The organism is Marinitoga arctica (assembly GCF_054657315.1).
The window spans coordinates 1-21,572 of record NZ_BAAHYY010000007.1; the positions used below are offsets into that span (position 1 = coordinate 1).

Genomic DNA, 21,572 nt, shown 5'->3' on the forward strand with positions numbered 1-21,572 from the left:
TGGCTTTTCATATTCATCTACTAGTATTACTACTTTTCCTTTTTTGGATAATTCTATTATTAAATCATCAAATGCATATTTATAGTGATCGTTTTTTATTTCTATACCATATCTTTTCCCTTCATCTTTTATTATTTTTAATAATCCTTCTTTTAATTCCTTTTCATTTTCACTTACTACATCAAGTAAATTTATTCTAATTATGGGATATTCTATGAATTCCCATTTGTCATATATATATGTATCTTTAAATAATTCTTTTTCCCCTTTGAATAAATAGTATAATGTTGATATTGTTAAGCTCTTTCCAAATCTTCGCGGTCGGGATAGAAATATCGGTACTTCTGACGATATTAAATCATATATATATTTTGTTTTATCAATATATATATAATCACCTGTTATTATTTTTTTGTAATCTTGTATCCCTATTGGTAACTTTTTCATCAGTTCACCTCCAAATATATTTCCAAAAGTAAAGTTTTTATATATTTTATACATTTCTCTTACACAAAATTGTTCAATCATACTATTAATAAAATTATATCACAATTAAATATCTTCGATATATCTTTTAAATAAATAAAATCCGGGCAAAAATACCCGGATTTTATAATTTCAAATTTTTAAAAACTCTATCAAATTTATCAGAATCATATAAATTCCAAATTTTAAGATTTTCAACAGCCTGATAATACCACATTTTTTCCCCATTTATCACTTTTATTCCTTTAGTTTTAGCTTCTTTTTGTAAAGGTGTATTGTAATAAACAACATCATAAATAAGTTTGATTTTCTCATTTAATTTAATAGGTATTTTTTCATTAAACATCCCTAAAGAAGTTGTATTAATAAATACATCTATCATCTCTAAATTTAATTTACTAAATTCTTTAATGTCAATCTTAATCTTTTTATTAAATAATTTCTTTAAACCCAATGCTCTTTCATAAGTCCTATTTATAAGAGTTAATCTATCAACTCCAAGTTTATATAACCCATATAGAACTGCCTTAGCTGCACCACCTGCACCAAAAACAAGTATATTCCCATTTAAATTTTCTTCTTTTATTGAATTATAAAATCCTATCCAATCTGTATTATGACCTATTCCACTAAAAATTGTGTTAACAGCAGACAAAAATATTGCACTTTCAGTTGCTGAATGTATATATTTAAAAACTTTTTCTTTATATGGAACTGTAATATTTATACCATAATATTTTTCTAAAATATTTTTTATTTCTAAATCGAATTTTCTTGGTTCTAGATTTATTCCTTCATATATGGTATTTTCATTTATTAGTCTAAAATACCTATTAAATACCTTTTCAGACAAACTTTCTTTTTTCGGATATTGTATTATCCCAAGTTTAAGTATATTTATCATCCCCTATACGAGAGACTATTTCTTCTAAATCTTTGTAAGTATTTAAGATAGGAATTTTTTTTCTTAACTCCTTTGCATTAATTAACCCTTTTGTATATCCAATAAATATTTTTTTAAACCTTCTTATAGCTTTTTCTTCTCCATAATCATTCATCATAAGCTTAGCGTGCTTCAATATAATTCTTTTCAACTCATCAAGATTTGGCTTTTTATTAGAAAATATCCATGGATTTCCAATACTCCCTCGAGCAATAATTACAAAATCAACTCCAAAATTTTCTATTAATGTTTTTGCGTCATTGTATGAATACACATCACCACTGGCACCAAGTGGAATATTACACATTTTTTTCAAATCTTTAAATCTATCCCAATTAGCTTTTCCAGAATATAATTGTTTTTGTGTTCTAGCATGAACAATTACATAATCAGCATTATTCCTTTGAACGGTATCTATTATTTTCTCTGCATTATCTTCATCAAACCCTAGTCTAATCTTAACCCCAACTGGAATACTTACTGTTTTTTTTAATTCACTTATTATTATACCTAATTTATCTAAATCCTTTAATAATGCAGAGCCTGCACCTTTTTTTATTACTTTTTTTACTGGACAACCTGCATTTATATCTATCCAATTTCCTAAATCTTGAATCATATTACCTGCTTTAACAAAACTTTCAACATTCGAACCGAATAATTGAATACCAACATCTTGTTCGCCTTTCTTTGGAAGCAAAGAAAAACTTTCTTTTTTATTTCTAATTAAGGCTTCTACACTAATCATTTCAGTAAATGAGAATTCCGCACCATACTCTCTACAAATTTCTCTATATGCAAAATCCGTATAATCAGCCATTGGAGCCAATCCTATGCCTTTTAACATATATCTCTCAACCCCAAATTAGGTATAGCATCGAGGCTTAAATCGGTAAATTGATTTCTTATATATTTCTCATATCCTGCTCTTGCTATCATTAAAGCATTATCTGTACATAAATTTAATGGAGGGAAATATATATTTAAATTTGAATTTTTAGATTTTTCTTCATTAATTTTTTTTCGTAAATAAGAATTAGCTGCCACACCACCGGCTATAATAATATCATTAATTTTTAATTCTTTTGATGCCTTTAATGTTTTATGAATTAAAGTGTCTATTAACGCCTTTTGGAATGAAGCTGCTACATCTTCTATCCTATAATCATTATTTTCTTTTGTAAAGTATAATAATGCTGTTTTTAATCCACTAAAACTAAAATCATATCCTTTATAATACAATGGTTTAGGAAATTCATATATAGGCTCTCCTTTTTGCGCTAATTCGTCAATTTTAGGACCTCCAGGATATCCCAAATCAAGCATTCTAGCAACTTTATCAAATGCTTCTCCAGCTGCATCATCTATTGTTTGACCTATTATTTCAAAATGTAAATAATCTTTAGCATGCAAAATCATAGTATGACCACCAGAAACCAATAAAACTAAAAACGGTGGCTTTAAATTTGGGAAAGCAAGAAAATTTGCATATATATGACCATATAAATGATTTACACCTATTAAAGGTTTGTTCAAATTAAGTGCCATTCCTTTTGCAAAATTTAATCCAATAAGCAAAGCCCCGACTAATCCGGGGCCATAAGTAACCGCTATAGCAGAAATTTCTTCTGGTTTTATTTTAGCTTCATCAAAAGCTTTTTCTGTTAAATTGTTTAAATAATTAAGATGTTTTCTTGCAGCAATTTCTGGAACAACTCCACCAAAAATTTTGTGAATATCTATTTGAGAAACCACAAGATGTGAAAGGATTTTATTTTTCCCCTTCAATATAGAAACTGCTGTTTCATCACAAGAAGTTTCTATTGAAAATATTATAGGTTCCATTATGCACTCTCCCGCTCAATCATAATAGGTTCTTTTTCTCTCTTTACAGCATCTTTATCTATAATAACTTTTTCCACAATACCTTTTTTGCTAGGTGCTTCAAACATTATATCTAACATAACATCTTCAAACACGCTTTTCAACGCTCTCGCACCTGTTCCTCTTTTCAATGCTTCCTTAGCTAATTCTAATAAAGCATCATCAGTAAATTCTAATTGTATTCCATCCAATTCAAGCATTTTTTGATATTGTTTTAGAATAGCATTTTTTGGTTCTTTTATTATTTTTACTAAATCTTCAGCACTTAAATCATTTAATGTTGTTACAACTGGAAATCTTCCAACAAACTCAGGAATTAATCCATAATGAACCAAATCATCTTGAGTCACATGCTTTAAAATTTCTCCAAGTTTCATATCATTTTTACTTTTTACTTCCGAGCCAAATCCCATTGTTGTGGTCAAAATTCTTTGTTTTATTATTTCATCCAGACCATCAAATGCTCCACCTGCAATAAATAAAATGTTAGATGTATCAACTTTTATAAATTCTTGATATGGATGTTTTCTTCCACCTTGTGGTGGGACATTTGCTATAGTTCCTTCAACAATTTTTAATAAAGCTTGTTGTACTCCTTCTCCTGATACATCTCTTGTTATTGAAGGATTAGGGGATTTCCTAGTAATTTTATCTATTTCATCAATATATATAATCCCCATTTGTGCTTTTTTAGGATCAAAGTTTGCAGATTGCAATAATCTCAAAATTATATTTTCAACATCTTCACCTACATATCCTGCTTCAGTTAAAGGTGTAGCATCAGCAATAGCAAAGGGAACTCCTAATATTTTCGCTAAAACTCTAGCCATTAAAGTTTTACCTGTACCAGTAGGTCCAACTAACAAAACATTAGATTTTTCTATTTCAACATCATCATGTGTATTTCCATAAAATACTCTTTTATAATGATTATATACAGCTACTGAAATAGTTTTTTTAGCATGTTCTTGACCTATAACATATTTATCTAATTCTGCTTTAATGTCAGCTGGTGTGGGTAATTTTTTATTTTCATTTAATTTGGTATTTTTAGGTTCTTCTTTTGCATATTCTTCTTCAATTAATTCAGAAAATAAATCTATACATTCATTACAAATATATACACCAGGCCCTGCAATAAGTGTTTCTACTTTACTTGCTGGCCTCCCACAAAAAGAACAATGTTTTTCTTTCATATACGAATCCTCCTACAAATCAGTTTTATTTTATTTTATTTTAACATCACCATATGGACTTTTCAATACATTGTATTTATATTTTGTTACTATAATGTATATAAATCTTTCAAGCTTTTTTTCACATCATTGTCTAATTTTAATACATCTTGAAAATCAATTAGTTTAAATGTTTTTTTGTCATAAAATTCAACAGCTTTTTCTATTAATTTATAAATTTCTGTATATTTAATTTTCTCTTCTAAAAATAGTTGAACTGCTATCTCATCCGCTGCATTATAAACTATTTGAAGTTTTTGATTTCCTAAAATTTCAAAAGCAAGTTTTAATGCCGGATATCTATTATAATCAACTTTTTCAAATGAAATAGGATCTATAGTTAAATCGGGAAATTCATATTCATATACTCTATTTGGATAAGTGATTGAATATGCTATTGGTATTCTCATATCTGGTGTTCCATAATGAAATTTCATCACACCATCTGGATACCCTATTATAGCATGAATATGACTATTTCTATTAATTAAGACTTCAATATTATCTTTATTTAAATCAAATAAATAATACGCTTCAATTACCTCTAATCCTTTATTTACCATTGTTGCAGAATCGACCGTTATTCTTTTACCCATAGACCATACAGGATGATTTAATACATCTTTCACTTTAACATTGTCTAATTCATCTATCGACCAATCTCGCAATGCTCCTCCTGAAGCTGTGATTATCACCTTAGAAGGATTTACATCTCCATTTTTTAATTGAAATAAGGCACTATGTTCACTATCAACAGGAATAATTTCTGTATTATATTTTTTAGCATAGTCAAATAACAAATTGCCTCCACAAACTATTGATTCTTTATTAGCTAATCCTATCCTTTTTGCTACTTCAATAGCCTTTAATGTATGCTTAATACCTATTGCTCCGCCTGTTGCAACTAAAACAAAATCCGGTTTAGATATCTCTAACATTTTTATAGTTGAATCTTTTCCTGTTAAAATCTCGGTTTTATTAAATTTTTCAATTTCATCATATTCTAATGCTGCATATTTAGGTGAAAATTCTTTTATTATTTCAATTAATTTATTTTTATTCCTTGCAGCACTTACTCCCACTAAATCGAACTTAAATCCTTTTTCTTTTAAAAATCTTAAAACGTCCAAAGTTTGTGTTCCAATTGATCCTGTTACTCCTGTTATCGCAATTTTCACACAATCACCTCACGTGCATATCTATTTTAAATTTCTTATTATAACTTATTATAACATTTTTTCATAAAAAGATGAGATAATGTTTTTAATTCAAATAAAAATACGGGCCTCACAATGCTGAGGAACCGTATTTTTGCCATTAAATTTTAAATTTCTTTATTAAATTTTCTAATTGCTGTATTGATTTTGCTAGTTCATTAGAAATAAGATGCAACTCTTCGCTTTTTTCTTCAACATCATTAAATTTCTCTTTTGATTCTCGTATTTCTTCATTAACATTTATAACATTTTTAGAAGCTTGATCCATAGCTGCTGCCATTTCTTCTGTTGAAGCGCTTTGTTCTTCAGAACTTGAAGCTAAACTATCAACCATAGATACTATGTTTTCTATTGCATTTTTAATATTTTTAAATTCATCAGATACTTCATTACTTTTTATAGCAACTCTTTCTATTATATTTGAAAGGGATTCTGACTTTTCACTTACAATGTCTGTTTCATCTTTTATACCTTTCAATAAATCTGAAATGTTTTCTGTTGCTTTCCTCGTTTCTTCTGCAAGTTTTCTTATTTCATCAGCAACAACAGCAAAACCTTTTCCAGCTTCACCTGCTCTTGCAGCCTCTATTGCCGCATTTAAAGCCAATAAATTTGTTTGTTCTGCAATATTAACTATAATATCAACTATTTCGCCAATATTTTTTGATTTTTCTTGTAACTCTTTTACTTTATCTACATTCTCTTCAGATGCAATTTTGGCTTCATTCGTAATTTTTAATATCTCATTTATACTATTCTCTCCTTTAATTACAGAACTTTCTACTTCATTGCTTTTTTGACTTAAATCCTGTGCAGATGAACTTACCATTTGTGCAGCTGATGCAACCTCTTCTATTCCAGATGTTGTTTCTTCAATTGATGATGCTGCATTATCAGCTTCATTTAAAGCAGAATCCAATGATTTTTCAACAGTTTCAACAATATTCTTTAATTTATCTGCATTTTCTAGAACTCTATCTTTTCCAGTATTAACCTTTTTATTTTCTAATATAATCGATTTAATCAAGTCATTTAATGATTTTCTCATATTTTCAAGAGATGTTTCTAATAATCCTATTTCTCCAACAGATGTTGTCTTTATTTCTTTATTCAATATACCATTTTCTATTTTTCCCATATCAGCTATTAGTTTATTTATAGGTTTGGAGACTAATTTTTTAATCATATAAATGATTACAATGATTATTAAAAATACTGTTAAAAAGATAATAATTATATTTGTTTTTAATGAGTCAAATAACGTTTTATATATTTCATCTTTATAAACTGCTAAAACTATATATTTATCTCCAACGTTTTTTACGTATGCTAATTTCTTATATAGTTTATTTTCTCCTTTAATTTTAGGATACATGTATTCATAATATCCATTTTTTGTTTCAATCGCTATTTGAGAGATAATCTTTCCAGAAATAGGGTCTTTTGCAGAAGATTTTGTGCCGATTTTCGATTTATCTTTATACATAAAGAAAGAACCATCTTTATTATATATAATGGGGTATGTGTTTTTACCAACATAAGATTTTGAATATAATTTATTATATAATTGGTCTAAAAAAGTAACTTTTTTTTCATTTATTTTTTTATCAATTTCATCAATATATACTCCTGTACCAATCATCCATTTAAATTCTGGAACCCAAAAAGCAACACCTAATTTTGGAAATATTTTATCTTCAGGTTCTCCTGGTTTAGGCCAATAATAAGTTAGAACACCGTTATCATTATTTTCATAAGCTTTTTTTGTTACTTTAATCAAATCTTGAATTACATATATTCCAGTTTTATCTTTTAAATCATATAAACTTTTGCCCTCTAAGGAAGGTTTTACAGCATGCATTATATTAATGCCTTTTTCATCATAAATAAAATAATAGCCTTGACCATTATCAAATCTTATTTTTCTCAATTCTTCTTTTATAATATTTTTTGCAGCATCTTCCGTTATTTTACCTTTTTTCATTTCATTGATATAATAATTAACTAAACTCTTCATAGATTCATTAATACTTTTTATCCTGTTTATTTCATCATTCCTTAAGGTTTTTTCGAAGTTTGATAAATTGTCTTCAAAAATACTTATTAGGGAAGATATGTTTTCAACACTTTGTTTCATTAAACCTTCTTTTATAAATGTATCTGTTAAGTCTTTTGTTGTTATGTACGATATAGAAGCGTTAAATAAAAAAGCTACTATAACTACAATAGATACAATAAAAACTGTTCTAAATCCAGTACCATGATAAAACTTAGACTTTTTCATAAAAGCCCCCCTTTATATCTTTATATTTATGCAATTATATCATAAAATCAATGAATTAATCGATAGTTAGATAGATTAATATTTTGTTAATTCAACAATATAAAAATCACCTGCAATTTAGCAGGTGATTTTTAATTAATTTAAAAGTAAATTTTTATATTTAAGGAGATTGTATTTAATTTTTCTATTTGTTTTAATGAATGTTTTTCATCATCTGCATATGCATATTTTAATTGCAATGAGGGCTCAAAATTATCTATTCCTGAATATGAAATTTTTATATTAGTCATATAACCTGGTTTATATTTATTATCAATTTTAGAAAATGCTACTAATCCTAATCCTTCAAAGGATATATTAGATATTTTCACTTTTAAATAAGCATCACTTCCAAATGAAATATTATCTTTTAACTCATCCGTAGGCAATCCATTAAATCCCTCAATTCCTAATGTAAAATCCTCGCCTTTTGTATATTCTAATCCACCTACTGCTTTTACATAATATTTTTCAAATATATTAACATCTGTAGAATCTGTTGTTTGTACTGTCGTTGTTGGTTGTTGTGTATTTGGTATATAATAAGTAGTATTTACTTTAACATAATTTTTTTCCGGCATTATAAATGCAGCTTCACCATGATAACTAATTGAATCAAATAAATTAGATATACCTTGAGTATCTAGAGTTATAGAATTCCTTGTAGGTCTGTATAAAATTGTTTTTGCTGTTCCTGTTCCGTCTTCTGAATATTGTATATCTACTCTTTCCGGAACCATAAAATGATAGTGATCATGAACATATCCTAATTTAACATCAAAATTCATTAAAGTCGTTGTGAATTTAACTGAATAATCACTATTTATAGGATTTAACTCATCAATATTCGTAGCAGAAATTGTTGTTGTTGTTATATTATATTCACTAGGCAATGTTAATAATGTTTGACCTAAATAAACTTGATTAACTTGTTCATCATTTAATTCAGCACTTTTTAATAGTTCAGGATTTTGAAGCATTACTTCTATATTTGCATCACTTAGGCCCTCTGATTTTAACTGAGATATTAATTCATTTATTGCAGCTGTTGCCTCTTCCTGTTTTTGAGTAAACTGATAAGTTAATGTCGCTTCATTTTCTTCGATGATATTATCATTAATCATTGTTGGATATAAATAAAATCCTGGTATATCATCATATGTTTTGGGAACAAATGTAATATCATAACCATAATCTCCAAAATAACCATTAATTGAAATTCCATCTACTGGTAGTGACTTATAGTTTTCAAATGGATTTAATCCATCATGAGCGCTCAATAATACAGAAGGACTATATAATGTCGAACTACCATTATCTAATACAAATCTTCCAAAACGCAATGTTGTATCTCCCACATATACATCTGCATAAGCTTCATTTAACATAAATAATGACCATGGAATATTTGGCTTTATTAATTCATTTGGAATAAAATTAGTCAAACCATTAGTATTAAAAGATATATCATTCTTACCTTCATCTAACCTAAAAAGATCTAAAGACAATTTAAAATATATAGAATCTAAAGAATTTTCTAATTTAATATTTGATTTTAAACCAGAATAAGTTTTTGAAGCATCATTTGAAAAGTTATATCCGTATATATACTGCAAATCTCCATTAAATGAAAATATTAATGTTGTAAATAATGTAAATAATATAATATTTATAGCTCTTTTCATTTTTTCACCTCTCATTATTTATATTTTAATACTGGTTTTGAAATGTTTCTTCTATCAAAAAATTTTTTTGTTAGTGGTATATCAAATTCAACTTCTTTTATTTCTAATATTGTTGAATGATTTTCTTCTAAATTGTCTAATTCCACCTTTGTTGCTAAAATGTGTCCATCAAAGTTCTTTTCGTTGCTAAAATTCATTATTTTAATTAATTTGTTTTCGTGGTTATAAAACTCTATTTTTTGGAATAGCATATGTTCCTTTTTTATTGTCATAATTATTTTTCCGTAATCGTTATCTTTTTCATGAGGTATTACTTCTACTACATATTTATCTTTATTCTCTTCAATTAATTTTGAGTCATAATCACCATTTTGTTCATTATATATTAGAGAAATATCGTTATATTTAAAATCAGACCCAACAAATTTACCATTTTTTGCTCCACCAGAAATCCTTTTTGTTTTTCTATATGCTGGCATATAGAGATAAATTTCATCATCTGATAAAGTTAATAATGTAATATTTTTTACTTCAGATGGTTTATTAAATCTTACCAAAGCTAATGAATCATCTCCAGAATGCATTAAATACATATCAAATTCTCTTTCTCTTAAATTACCATTTGCATCTTTTAATTGCATTATAACTAACGATTTTTCCGTTTTGAAATTATCATGTACATCTTTTACTTTATCTAACACCTCTTGACCAGTAATTGCAAAATTTAATGAACTTAATAAAATAAGTAATACTGATAAAATCACCACTTGTTTTTTCATATACTCTCCTCCCTTTCTCTAAGTTTTCTTTTTATAATAGAACCTTTTGAAATTTTAGTTAGCAAATTATCACTTAACATAGTCATCAAAACCGGAAAAATCGTCAAAGTTAATAATGGCGCAACAAACATAGCAGTGGCTGTTAATATTCCAAATTGTTTTAACATACCAATTTCTGAAAATATAAATGTCGCAAATCCTAAGATTACAGCTAAGGAATTTATTACAATTGCTCTTCCTGATGTTGCAGATGTTCTTATTGCTGCTTTAAATTTATCTTTGCTTTCTCTATATTCTTTCTTAAATCTTGAAATATAATGGATTGTATAGTCTATTCCTGTACCTATTGTTATAGATGCAATTGTAACTGTCGCTGCATTCAAAGAAATTCCTGTTAAACCCATAATTCCAAAATTTGCCACAATAGTTAAAGTAATTGGTACTAATGATAATAAACCCAATATTAAAGAATGCATTTGTATAGCAAATAATATAAACACAAGTGCATAGGCTAATAACATACTTTCTTTCTGATTATCGAAAACCATATCATTTACTTTGTTAGTTAGAACTGGTATTCCTGTAACTCTTGCAATTAAAATATTCTTACCATTCTCAATAGGGATTTGCTCATCATTTACATATTGCGACAATTCCATTAAAGAATCATTTGATAATTTGATATCTAATTTTGACAATTCATTCATTGCATATTGTGCTCTAATATTAGGCTCATAATCATATAAGAAATAATCATAATATTCTGACAAATATTCATCTTTGCTTTCATTGTTAATTAAACTTTCAAAAGTTTGATAATCTATAGGATCTTCATCATTATATTTTAAGTAATCATTAAACATATTAAATATTTCTTTTTTGTTTAAAGTTGAAATCAATTCTTTAATATCCTTTGACTTAGAGTTAAGCATTATATTGACTATTTCTTTTTTGTACTCCCCATTTCTTGAAACTATAAATTGTTTAATTTCTTTTTCATATGCTTTTATATGATCAGGATTATTTATATCAAAATCCATTATTTGATAATTTTTTATTATGTAATTATTTATGTATTCCCTTAACGCATTTTCAAGTTTTTTGACTTCATTAAAACTTTTTGTATTTACCATTATTTGAGAAATAGATTCATTTTTTTCTGGCGAAAGTATTTTATCTATTCCATCACTTCCTTCTATTAACATATAATTTTGTTCCATAGCATCATTTGAACCAGGAATATATTTATAACCTGTAAATCCTTCTGTTAATTCTGCAACCACATCACCAATATTAGTTATTTGAGAAACCACTTCATAATTCTTTGCAAACATTGATATATCTCTTATTGCTCTATTAAAATAAAAATCTCTAAATGTATTTTCTCCTTTTGCCTGAAAATCTACAAATATATAATCATTACCTCCAAAATTTTCTCTTAAAAAATTAGAACCTTGTACCATATGTGTTTTTTCACTCATGAAATTCTCTATTTGCATATCAGATTTTATTTTAGGAATATAAAATGCTGTTAATAATATCAACCCAATAATTATAATCATAGTAATTGATCTATGATGAACTATTTTATCCGCAAATTTTCTTAATAATGGGCTTTCTCCATCTTCGGATAATTGTGCTTTAGATTTTGGTTTAAAAATCATAAGCATTGCTGGAACAAATATTGTTGCCATTAATAAAGCTAATGCTATACCTAAAGAAGTGAAAATTCCTAATTGCCAAACTGGTGTCAAATCTGCTGTTAATAAGGATAAAAAACCAGCTATTGTTGTTAGCGCACTTAAAAGAACCGCAGTTCCAACATGTTTAAGAGTATTATTTACCGCTTCTTCTACCGAAATTCCTAAATGCAATTCTTCATAATATTTACTTATAATATGAATGGAATAAGCAGTACCTATCCCTACAACTGCTATAGGAACAGCTGATGTTGTAATATTAAAGTTAATCCCCAAAAGATACATTATCCCAACTGTCCAAACATCTGCTATTAATACTGATATTATTGGCAATATTACACCTGCTATATTCCTATAACTAAAATACAAAACTAACATAACAAGAATCAATACAATTGGAATTAATTTTAAAAGATTGTCTTTTACAATAGCCTCTATTTCTCTATTTGCTATTGCCGTTCCAAATATATAATAATCAACTCCTGAATCTTTAAAAATGTTTTCTACTTTTAATCCAGCAGATTTTTCTTCTACATCTTTTTTTAATCCAACCGCAAACAAAACACTTCTTCCATCTTTTGAAATGAACTTTCCTTTAATCATATCATCATTAATTAATTCATCTTTTAGTTTTCTTGCGTCATATGATGAATTTGTAGAGAAATCAAAGCTTGATTTTAAATTACCAACTGAAATATCACCATCTTCATTTGTGCTTATTCTTGGTGCATTAACAGGAGAGATTACATTATCAACAACATCCAACTTCTTTAATTTTTCTGTTATTTCATTTATTTCAGCGAAATGTTGATAAACATCATCAAATTTAACTCCTGTTAATATGATTCCGTTTAATCCAAACTCATCTGCCACTTCATCATAAATCCTTTTATCTGGATCATCTTTAGGTACATAACTTGAAATATTATCCTTTACACTAACTTTTGATGCATAATTAATAAAAAATACTGTTAATATAGATATAGCAATAACTATAAAAATAGACTTACCCTTATCTAATTTCATAAACTCCCTCCTTTGGTGGCAAATATTAATCACTTACGTACGGTACTATACTACTCATATATTTCATTTTTGTTTAAATTTAAAAAATTTTTTGGTGGCAAATAATTAATTCTTTATTAATGTGATAAAATATATATGCGAAGTAATTTTTTCATACTTTTATAAGCTATAATATTTCTATTTTCGAAAGGAGTAATCGAAATGATAATAGAAAATTTAAAAGATGATAAAGACGCGGAAAGATTTTTAATTGATTTAGAAATATTAAAAATAGAAAAAAAATGTCCATATTGCGGTCATACAGAAGTATATGAAGTAAGAAGAAATCATTTAAAATGCAAAAGTTGCAGAAGAGAATGGTCCAAATACAATAACACTATATTTAAAGATATTAGAATAAAACCATTAAAATTTTTAAGAATCATACACAAAATATCAAAAGGAGAGCTTTTAAAGAATATTTCTAAAGATTTAGATGTTTCATATAATACAGTTTTAAAAATTAAAAACCTTATATTAAAACGACTATTAAAAAAAGTTTTTAATATTAATGAAATTAAATCCTTATTTTCTGTTGGAATCAATTTTAATAATGAAGAATTTATATTGAAGTATATAGAAGATGTTGATGTAGAATTTTTATCAAATTTCGAAAATGAAAAAATTGGAAGATTATATTTATTTAAAAATGTGTATAAATATGATGTATACATTGTTTTCTCTGAAAAAAATATTAAATCATTTGAAAAAAAATCAAAAAAATTAGATATATTAAAAATAAGAAAAGAACTAAGAAAAATAATAAAATCCTTTTCTCATAACGTTTTTCAAAGAAAAATTTCAAATATTGATACTTTATTATTTACTCTTACGCATTGCCATTTAACTGCTAACAATAATAATAATGATGAGAAAATTTTCTTCATATTTTTAGAGTTATTGAAAAATTAATAAATTAGCCCTGCAAATGCAGGGCTAAATATAATAAAAATAACTATTAATGTTGTAAGAAAATTAAATAATATACAAAAGCCAAAGCCAAAAACCAATTAAACCAATGAACATCCTTTCCCTTTCCAGAAAATACCTTAATTAAAGGATAGGCTACTAAACCCAAAGCTATACCATTTGCAATCGAATATGTTAAAGGCATCATAATTATTGTAATAAATGCTGGCAAAGCTTCTGTTGTATCTTCCCAGGTAATATGTACCAAATTTTTAAGCATTAATGATCCAACAAATATTAAAGCCGGAGCAGTTGCAGCAGCTGGAATTGTTAACCCTAATGGTGAGAAGAAAAGCATTAAAAGCATTAATATTGCCACAGTTAAAGAAGTTAACCCTGTTTTTCCTCCTTGAGCTATACCAGTTTCACTTTCAATATATGTTGTAACTGTAGAAGTGCCGAACAATGCACCTACAGATGTACCTATAGCATCAGCCATATAAGCTTTATTTGATCTCGGAAAATCTGTTTCGCCTTTTTTAATAAATCCAGCACTTTGTGCTAATCCAGTTAAAGTACCTAAAGTATCAAAAAAATCAACAAAAAAGAAAGTTAATACAACAACCCAAAATGTTCCTGAAAGTAAATCTCCCCATGATAATTGTAATTTCATAAATGTTGGAGCTATACTTGGAATTTTACCTACTATACCTTGATAATGAGTAACTCCAAATACAGGGAAAGCTCCTATAATTGTTGTTATTATAATACCAAGTAAAATAGAACCTGGAACTTTTAATGAAAACAATACTCCAGTAATAATTAAACCAATAATCGCTAAAAGAGCATCTGATTTTGTCAAATCACCTAAACCAACAAAAGTTGCAGGATTATCAACAATTATACTAGCGCTTTTTAATCCTATAAATGCAATAAATAAACCTATACCTGCACTTGTTGCAAATTTTATATTTTGAGGAATGACTTTGACAACAAAAGTTCTTGCTCCTGATACTGTCAAAAGAATAAAAATAATACCTTCAACAAAAATAGCACCTAATGCTACTTGCCATGGAACCCCCATTTTCAAAACAACTGTATAAGTAAAATACGCATTTAATCCCATACCTGGTGCCAGTGCAAAAGGATAATTAGCATACAATCCCATTACTAACGTTGCTGTTGCCGCACCAAAAATTGTAGCAACCATCAAAGCTCCAAAAAATTGATTATACACTGTAGATCCTACTTCTGCCCCTGGAGCCATAGCTGTAACTAGAATACTAGGATTGACAAATAAAATATAAGCCATACTCAAAAAAATAGTTAATCCAGCCAAAATTTCCGTAGTAACAGTTGTTCCGTTTTCTTTTAACTTAAAAAATTTTTCCACCCCTGACACCTCCTGAGTTAATATTTATTAATGAGAACTTAACATTATTGTATAGTTATATGATTACTTTATTTTTTCTTTTATTTTAAAATAAAGTAAATTTTAATTTCAAAGTAATTTATTTTTATTTTGAAACTTTCTCAAATCTAATTTTTCTAAAACAAATTATTAATAAATATTTTGTCTTATTTAAAAATAAAAAACGCCCCTTGGAAGAGAGGCGTTTTTTATTTTGGTATATTAACCAAAATATAACATCTCCCTTCCCATAGTCAGACAGTTTACGGCTGTCTGGTAGAAACTCTCGAGCCATATTCCCGAGATTATATAGGAAGAGTTATTTATTAACTTTTTCATCAAAATGATACTAGATTTTCATTAATTAAAAACTACTTAAATGAAAACAAGGTGTTAATTAATCTCATTATATTTTTCAACTTCAAATATATTTTTATTTGTATGTTCATTATAAATTTTATCAAATTCTAAATGATATCTTTTAAATATTTCTAATATCTTTGGATCAAATATAGAAGGTTTAGTTTTAAAATCACCATTAACAATAATATTATAGGTTTCTTCATGATTATATTCGTCTTTATATGGCCTTTCACTTCTTAAAGCATCATATATATCTGCAAGTGCAACTATTCGTGCCTCAATTGGAATTTCTTCTCCCTTTAAGCCATAAGGATATCCACTTCCATCATAACATTCATGATGGTATATTGCTATATTCTTAGCCATTTTAAATCTAACATCATTGCCAAAAATTTTTTCAGCATATAGTGTATGTTTCTTCATCTCTTCATATTCATCTCTACTTAATCCACCAGGTTTATTCAAAATTTCATGTTTAATCATTAATTTCCCTATATCGTGTAAAGGAGCATATGATTCTATATCTTTTACAAAATTAGCATCAAACCCCATTTTTTCCGCAATCAATTTTGAATATTTTGCAACTCTTTCTATATGATTTCCTGTAATTTCATCATATTTTTCAGCTATAGAAGATAAGTGTGAAGAAAATTTTCTATATGAGCTTTCTAAATCATTATAAGCATTCTCTAATTGCATATATAGATTTTCAAGTTCTTCATTAGTTGCTTCTAATTCTTCAGTAGAGGCACTTATTTCATCAAATAATTCTAACATTTCCTTTATTGATAAAAATTCTACCTCTTTTAGCTCTTTTAATTCATTAAAAAAGAAGTCCTCTTCTTTAATAGGCTTTAATATATCTTCAAAATCTTTTTCTGAAAAACTTAAAAAACTTTGTTTATCCAGAACCCTAAGCTCTCTCAAAAAATTTTCCATACTATTCATTATTTTTCTAAATTCAGATTCAAACCTTTTAATCAACAGAATACTCTTATTTTTTGAACTAAAATTCCATAAAATTAATAATATCATAAAAATAGAAACAATAATGTTAGCCACTAATTGGTTTGTGATGTCTAAAAATGTAATTATTTTTAAATTATTCCAATCAGACGAATATGATGCATATATCTTACCATTGATGATATTTACTTTCTTAATATCCTTCAACGGATAGTCTGAATATACAATTTCGCCATTATTATTTTTTATAATAAAAAAGGATTTAGATTGATATTCAAAAATTTTTTTATCTAATTCACCTACCAAATATAAATTATTATATTTCCCACCAACATATATTTTACTTTTCCCATCAAATAATTTACTTTTAAATATAAACACACCTAGCTTACTATTTGTTAAATTCGAAAAAAAGTCTGTATGGAATATATTATTAACATCTAGATTCTCAGGTAGCGTTCTTCTTATATTCCCGGTTTCTTCAATTATATAAAATTTTGAAATACCTATATCCTTTAATAAATCTTTATCATTAATTATGCTAATATATTTAAGATGATAATAATAATTGTTCATTATTTTATTAAAATTATTTATATTTAGGTGAGATACCGATTTTAACGTTTCATTGGTATTCACAAACATTAATCCCCATAATATAAAAATAATAAATACAAAAATAATATTTTGTATCACTGAGTTTTTTATATATTTTTTTATTACATTATCATACTTCATGCTTATACCTCGCAATATTAATATTCTATTAATATATCAAGTGATTAATTAATTTTCAAAAAGATTATATCACAAGAATGTGGTTTAAACAAGCATTTTTCAATAAAACTATTTATACATTTAGCTTTTTAAATTGTTTTTATATCATTATTTATTTCGCCTAGTATAAGTAAAATCCTAAATATTTTTATTTATATCATTTTTTATGATATAATATTAATACAATGTAACAAAGTGTTTTATATCAGGAGGGATTGTCATAGAAGAAAAAATAAAAAACATATTAATGAAGTATGGACTTGGTTATGATAAAAAGAGAATTGAAAATATTTTTAAAACTATAAAATTTTTTGATAAAATCTCTGATAATGAGTTAGAACTAATAATATTAGAAAATTATACAATAGGCGAATCTTATTTTTTCAGAGATGAAAAACTCTGGAAAATATTACCAAATTATTTATCAAATAAAAATCATCTAGATATACTTAATCTAGGCTGTTCTAGAGGTGAAGAATCTTATAATTTCTCCTTCATTCTAAACGATTTAAAAAAAGAATTTAATATTTTAGGCGTTGATGCTTCAAAAGAAAGAATAAAACAAGCCAAAGAAGGAAAATATACTCATTGGAGTGTCAGATTTTTGAAAAAAGATGTTATAGAAAAATATTTTGACATTGATAAAGATTATTATTATGTGAAAAAAGAGTATAAAAGAAATGTCGATTTTATAGTTGGAAATATTTTAGATATACTTAAATCCTCAAAAAAATATGATTTAATAACTATGAGGAGAGTTTTAATATATTTTAATCAACAACAAATTGATGAAATATTAACAAACATCAAAAACATATTAAAAGAAGACGGAATTCTAATATTAGGTCATGGAGAATTTTACCCTGTATTAACAGAACTATTTGAATTCGAATCTAATAACGGCGTCATTATATGGAAAAATCAAAAAAATAATTATAATAAAACAAAAATTAAATCATTTAATAACAACATCGTTAAACCTAAAAATATAAATAATAAGAAATCTAAAAAAAATCATATCCTTCTAAAGGATAGAGAAAAAAATAAATTATTAAAAACTTTTACTAATTTATCCGAAGAAGAATATATTGAATTAATTGAAAATTTAATATCTAAAAATAATTTTCAATATGCTTATGAGCTTATTACCCCACTTGCAAAAAATTCATTAAATTTCCTTATATGGAAATATAAAGCTTTAATTGAACTAAATTTAGGAAATTTTAAAGAAGCTAAAAAATCTATAGATAAAGCTATATTTTTATATCCAGACGATGATGATCTTTGGGATCTAAAAAAGATGATTTACAGGAGATGATACAATGTATTATTATATTTGTGAATTAATTGATGACAAAAATTACTCCACAAAAATTGCGATAGAAGATAAAATAATTGGAGTTTCTGCTGAATTTGTTGAAAAGAATATAGATGATAACTTTTTAGGTTATGCAAAATTCAAAGAAATTCTTTATCCTGCTTTAACTTTACCTGTTAAAAAAAATTTTATTTTAAAAATGTTTTTAATTTTTAATTCTTTTGCTTTTGGCGTAACTTCTATAATAAAAAAGGTTGATGTTGAAAAAGTTGAAACATTTCCTGAAAACACTTTAAATTTATTTCCACATTTAAAAATTTTTAGCGGTTATTTTGAATTAGAGGGGGAAGAAATCTTTACTTTTAATATTGATAAAATAACCGATGAAATTCCACAAAACAATATTATAGAAATGGTTAAAAAAATTAGTAAAGATCACAAAAAATTATTTATTCCAAATTATTATATTTTAGATAATAAATATGCAATAAAAAAAGAAAATGTTATTAGTATAACCGATAAAAGAAATTATTGTAAGTTCAAGTATCAAAATTATGTAGGTTTTATTGAATATAAAAATAAAATTTATCCAGTAAAAGAGATAACTGAAAAAAATAAATGGATATTATTAACAAGTAACATGGGTTTATTGTGTAAAAAGATAGATTTTGTATTTGGAGAAGAAGTGTTGGATAATAATAAGAAAAAATATTTTAAATCTGGAAAAATTATTTTACCAATCTTGGAGTGATATTATGGAATTTATAGATATTTATTTTTCTGAAATGAATGAAAAATTAAATGAGGCCCTGGAATTGCTTAAAGAATATTTAAAAACTCATGATCCTATATTAATCAAGGATTTATATAGAATATATCATACACTTAAAGGTTCTGCCGCATTGGTTGGTCTGCCAAAAATTGGTGAATTTATGCATAAATTAGAATCTGCTTTTAAAGAAAAATTAAATAAAGAACTTGATGAAGATTTTGTCGCTAGAGTTATAAAAATATCTAGCGAAATAATAAACAAAAAAAGTGATTTAACAGATGATGAAATAATTTTATTTGAAAATATATTAACTGGAAAAGAAAAAATTAAAAGTTCTGATACCAAATTAGTAATTGAAGAATCCTCAATGGAATATCTAAATGAATTTTATGAAACGGCTTTAAGAATAGAAAATTTCCTTTTGAACAATGAAACAACTTTAGCTATAAAAGAAGTAAAAAAAATAAGAAATTATTTACAAAATCTGATTGAAAAAAATATGTTTGTACCTATTAAAAAAATAGTAAAAAGCTTTGAAAACTTAGTAATACAAGAATCTTCTTTTAATAATAAAAAAGTAAAACTCAATATAGAAGTTGAAAACACCAAAATTGAAAAAAAAGATACTGAAATACTAAGAGATATAATGGTTCATTTAGTAAAAAATTCTATAGCTCATGGAATAGAAACTCCTGCTGAGAGAAGAAAAAAAGGAAAAGATGAAATTGGTAATTTAACTATAAAAAGTTATGTTAAAGAAGGTTTAATTTATATAGAGATTTCTGATGATGGAAAAGGATTAGATTTAGAAAAAATTCTTGAAAAAGCTGAAAAAATGAATTTAGGAAATATTGATCCAAAAGAGGTTATTTTTTTATCAGGCTTTAGCACTAAAGATACTGCAGATCAATCCTCTGGAAGAGGTATAGGTTTAGATTCAGTTAAAGCATTTGCTGAAGCTAAAGGAGGATTTGTTAAATTAGAAACAGAGAAGGATATTGGAACAAAATTTATTGTTGCATTTAAAACGAAAATAACTTCAAAAAAAGTACTGGTATTGAAAAGAGATGAAAATATATTTGCCGTATCTTCGGAAGATATTATTGAAGTAATAAACAATCCTGAAATTATAAATAATAAAATAACATATAAAAATCAATTATTTGATATTTTAGATTACGGAAAAGGAAATATTAGATTTTCTGTTATTTGTAATAATAACAAAGCTTTTATTTGTGATGAAATAATTGGGCATTTTGAAGCTTTCGTTGATCCATACAATTTAGGAGAAATATCAGGATTTGCAAAAAATATTTTATCGTTTCCTATACCAATAATATCTATTTCAAAAGTATCCAGCAACTTTGCTAGTAGTAAATCAAGTAATAAAACTATATTAGTACTTGATGATTCAGTATTCACAAGGTTTGTTGTTTCTAATTTAATTAAAAAGAATGGATTTAAAGTTATTGAAGCAGCATCAGGAGAAGAAGCAATAAAAAAAGAAGGATACGATGCAGCTGTTGTTGATGTCGAATTGCCTGGTATAAGCGGTTATGAAGTTGTGAAATATATAAAAAATAAAAATCCTGATATACCTATTATTATGCTTAGCACAAAATCTACCAGAGAAGATATTAAGAAAGGATTAGATTCAGGTGCAAACGCATATGTTGTTAAAGGAAAAGAAACCGACAAAATAATTAAATTATTAAAAAAATTCTTAAATTAAGGTGAAA

General features: G+C 26.1%; 16 protein-coding genes and 1 riboswitch. Of the genes, 4 read left to right on the forward strand and 12 right to left on the reverse strand.

Annotated features, from left to right (window positions below):
- The 10 genes from ACYQ44_RS03360 to ACYQ44_RS03405 all read right to left on the reverse strand — a co-directional run.
- Window positions 1-447: AAA family ATPase (locus tag ACYQ44_RS03360; RefSeq protein ID WP_459995220.1), on the reverse strand; the 447-nt coding region annotated here is incomplete at its 3' end.
- Between the two features lie 163 nt (window positions 448-610).
- Window positions 611-1,390 (reverse strand): shikimate dehydrogenase family protein, encoded by a 780-nt coding sequence (locus ACYQ44_RS03365; protein ID WP_459995221.1) that lies wholly within the window; start codon window positions 1,388-1,390, stop codon window positions 611-613.
- Window positions 1,374-2,276, reverse strand: coding sequence for a tRNA dihydrouridine synthase (locus ACYQ44_RS03370; RefSeq protein ID WP_459995222.1), 903 nt, complete (start codon window positions 2,274-2,276; stop codon window positions 1,374-1,376). The genes ACYQ44_RS03365 and ACYQ44_RS03370 overlap by 17 nt, the downstream gene beginning before the upstream one ends.
- Window positions 2,270-3,274 carry a tRNA (adenosine(37)-N6)-threonylcarbamoyltransferase complex transferase subunit TsaD gene (gene tsaD / locus ACYQ44_RS03375; protein WP_459995225.1) on the reverse strand — a complete coding sequence of 335 codons (1,005 nt, stop codon included), beginning with the start codon at window positions 3,272-3,274 and terminating at the stop codon, window positions 2,270-2,272. The genes ACYQ44_RS03370 and tsaD overlap by 7 nt, the downstream gene beginning before the upstream one ends.
- A complete protein-coding gene (gene clpX, locus ACYQ44_RS03380) occupies window positions 3,274-4,509 on the reverse strand; it encodes an ATP-dependent Clp protease ATP-binding subunit ClpX (protein WP_459995226.1) in 1,236 nt (411 codons plus the stop codon). The genes tsaD and clpX overlap by 1 nt, the downstream gene beginning before the upstream one ends.
- An 89-nt stretch (window positions 4,510-4,598) precedes the next feature.
- Window positions 4,599-5,726 carry a 1-deoxy-D-xylulose-5-phosphate reductoisomerase gene (gene dxr / locus ACYQ44_RS03385; RefSeq protein WP_459995228.1) on the reverse strand — a complete coding sequence of 376 codons (1,128 nt, stop codon included), beginning with the start codon at window positions 5,724-5,726 and terminating at the stop codon, window positions 4,599-4,601.
- Window positions 5,727-5,865: 139 nt separating this feature from the next.
- A complete protein-coding gene (locus ACYQ44_RS03390; protein WP_459995229.1) occupies window positions 5,866-8,049 on the reverse strand; it encodes a methyl-accepting chemotaxis protein in 2,184 nt (727 codons plus the stop codon).
- Window positions 8,050-8,189: 140 nt separating this feature from the next.
- Complete coding sequence (locus tag ACYQ44_RS03395; RefSeq protein ID WP_459995230.1) at window positions 8,190-9,773, reverse strand: hypothetical protein; 1,584 nt, start codon at window positions 9,771-9,773, stop codon at window positions 8,190-8,192.
- A gap of 14 nt (window positions 9,774-9,787) precedes the next feature.
- Entirely contained in the window at window positions 9,788-10,552 is a 765-nt protein-coding gene (locus tag ACYQ44_RS03400) for an outer membrane lipoprotein-sorting protein (protein WP_459995232.1), read from the reverse strand.
- The gene (locus ACYQ44_RS03405; protein WP_459995233.1) at window positions 10,549-13,278 is read right to left on the reverse strand and encodes an efflux RND transporter permease subunit; all 2,730 of its coding nucleotides are present in this window, start codon (window positions 13,276-13,278) and stop codon (window positions 10,549-10,551) included. The genes ACYQ44_RS03400 and ACYQ44_RS03405 overlap by 4 nt, the downstream gene beginning before the upstream one ends.
- A 201-nt stretch (window positions 13,279-13,479) precedes the next feature.
- Between ACYQ44_RS03405 and ACYQ44_RS03410 the strand changes: the two genes are divergently transcribed.
- On the forward strand, window positions 13,480-14,229 hold the full coding sequence (locus ACYQ44_RS03410; protein WP_459995235.1) for a transposase: 750 nt from the start codon (window positions 13,480-13,482) through the stop codon (window positions 14,227-14,229).
- 46 nt (window positions 14,230-14,275) lie between these two features.
- Here the strand turns inward: ACYQ44_RS03410 and ACYQ44_RS03415 are convergent, their stop codons facing one another.
- Complete coding sequence (locus ACYQ44_RS03415) at window positions 14,276-15,619, reverse strand: NCS2 family permease (protein WP_459995236.1); 1,344 nt, start codon at window positions 15,617-15,619, stop codon at window positions 14,276-14,278.
- A gap of 249 nt (window positions 15,620-15,868) precedes the next feature.
- A riboswitch (purine riboswitch) is annotated at window positions 15,869-15,970 on the reverse strand.
- A gap of 60 nt (window positions 15,971-16,030) precedes the next feature.
- On the reverse strand, window positions 16,031-17,704 hold the full coding sequence (locus tag ACYQ44_RS03420; protein WP_459995238.1) for an HD-GYP domain-containing protein: 1,674 nt from the start codon (window positions 17,702-17,704) through the stop codon (window positions 16,031-16,033).
- A gap of 286 nt (window positions 17,705-17,990) precedes the next feature.
- Between ACYQ44_RS03420 and ACYQ44_RS03425 the strand changes: the two genes are divergently transcribed.
- From ACYQ44_RS03425 to ACYQ44_RS03435, 3 genes are read left to right on the forward strand one after another with little or no spacing between them, the layout of a single operon-like run.
- Window positions 17,991-19,061 carry a CheR family methyltransferase gene (locus ACYQ44_RS03425; RefSeq protein ID WP_459995239.1) on the forward strand — a complete coding sequence of 357 codons (1,071 nt, stop codon included), beginning with the start codon at window positions 17,991-17,993 and terminating at the stop codon, window positions 19,059-19,061.
- 4 nt (window positions 19,062-19,065) lie between these two features.
- Entirely contained in the window at window positions 19,066-19,812 is a 747-nt protein-coding gene (locus tag ACYQ44_RS03430) for a hypothetical protein (protein ID WP_459995240.1), read from the forward strand.
- A 4-nt stretch (window positions 19,813-19,816) separates the two neighbouring features.
- Window positions 19,817-21,565 (forward strand): response regulator, encoded by a 1,749-nt coding sequence (locus tag ACYQ44_RS03435; protein WP_459995241.1) that lies wholly within the window; start codon window positions 19,817-19,819, stop codon window positions 21,563-21,565.
- Window positions 21,566-21,572: the final 7 nt, after the last annotated feature.

Excerpts from the sequence above, each read along its gene's own strand:
- ACYQ44_RS03395 (WP_459995230.1), bottom strand. The coding sequence starts at position 9,773 with ATGAAAAGAGCTATAAATATTATATTATTTACATTATTTACAACATTA.
- tsaD (WP_459995225.1), bottom strand. The coding sequence starts at position 3,274 with ATGGAACCTATAATATTTTCAATAGAAACTTCTTGTGATGAAACAGCA.
- clpX (WP_459995226.1), bottom strand. The coding sequence starts at position 4,509 with ATGAAAGAAAAACATTGTTCTTTTTGTGGGAGGCCAGCAAGTAAAGTA.
- ACYQ44_RS03435 (WP_459995241.1), top strand. The coding sequence starts at position 19,817 with ATGGAATTTATAGATATTTATTTTTCTGAAATGAATGAAAAATTAAAT.
- ACYQ44_RS03400 (WP_459995232.1), bottom strand. The coding sequence starts at position 10,552 with ATGAAAAAACAAGTGGTGATTTTATCAGTATTACTTATTTTATTAAGT.
- ACYQ44_RS03420 (WP_459995238.1), bottom strand. The coding sequence starts at position 17,704 with ATGAAGTATGATAATGTAATAAAAAAATATATAAAAAACTCAGTGATA.
- ACYQ44_RS03405 (WP_459995233.1), bottom strand. The coding sequence starts at position 13,278 with ATGAAATTAGATAAGGGTAAGTCTATTTTTATAGTTATTGCTATATCT.
- ACYQ44_RS03365 (WP_459995221.1), bottom strand. The coding sequence starts at position 1,390 with ATGATAAATATACTTAAACTTGGGATAATACAATATCCGAAAAAAGAA.
- ACYQ44_RS03430 (WP_459995240.1), top strand. The coding sequence starts at position 19,066 with ATGTATTATTATATTTGTGAATTAATTGATGACAAAAATTACTCCACA.
- ACYQ44_RS03410 (WP_459995235.1), top strand. The coding sequence starts at position 13,480 with ATGATAATAGAAAATTTAAAAGATGATAAAGACGCGGAAAGATTTTTA.
- ACYQ44_RS03370 (WP_459995222.1), bottom strand. The coding sequence starts at position 2,276 with ATGTTAAAAGGCATAGGATTGGCTCCAATGGCTGATTATACGGATTTT.
- ACYQ44_RS03425 (WP_459995239.1), top strand. The coding sequence starts at position 17,991 with ATGAAGTATGGACTTGGTTATGATAAAAAGAGAATTGAAAATATTTTT.
- ACYQ44_RS03390 (WP_459995229.1), bottom strand. The coding sequence starts at position 8,049 with ATGAAAAAGTCTAAGTTTTATCATGGTACTGGATTTAGAACAGTTTTT.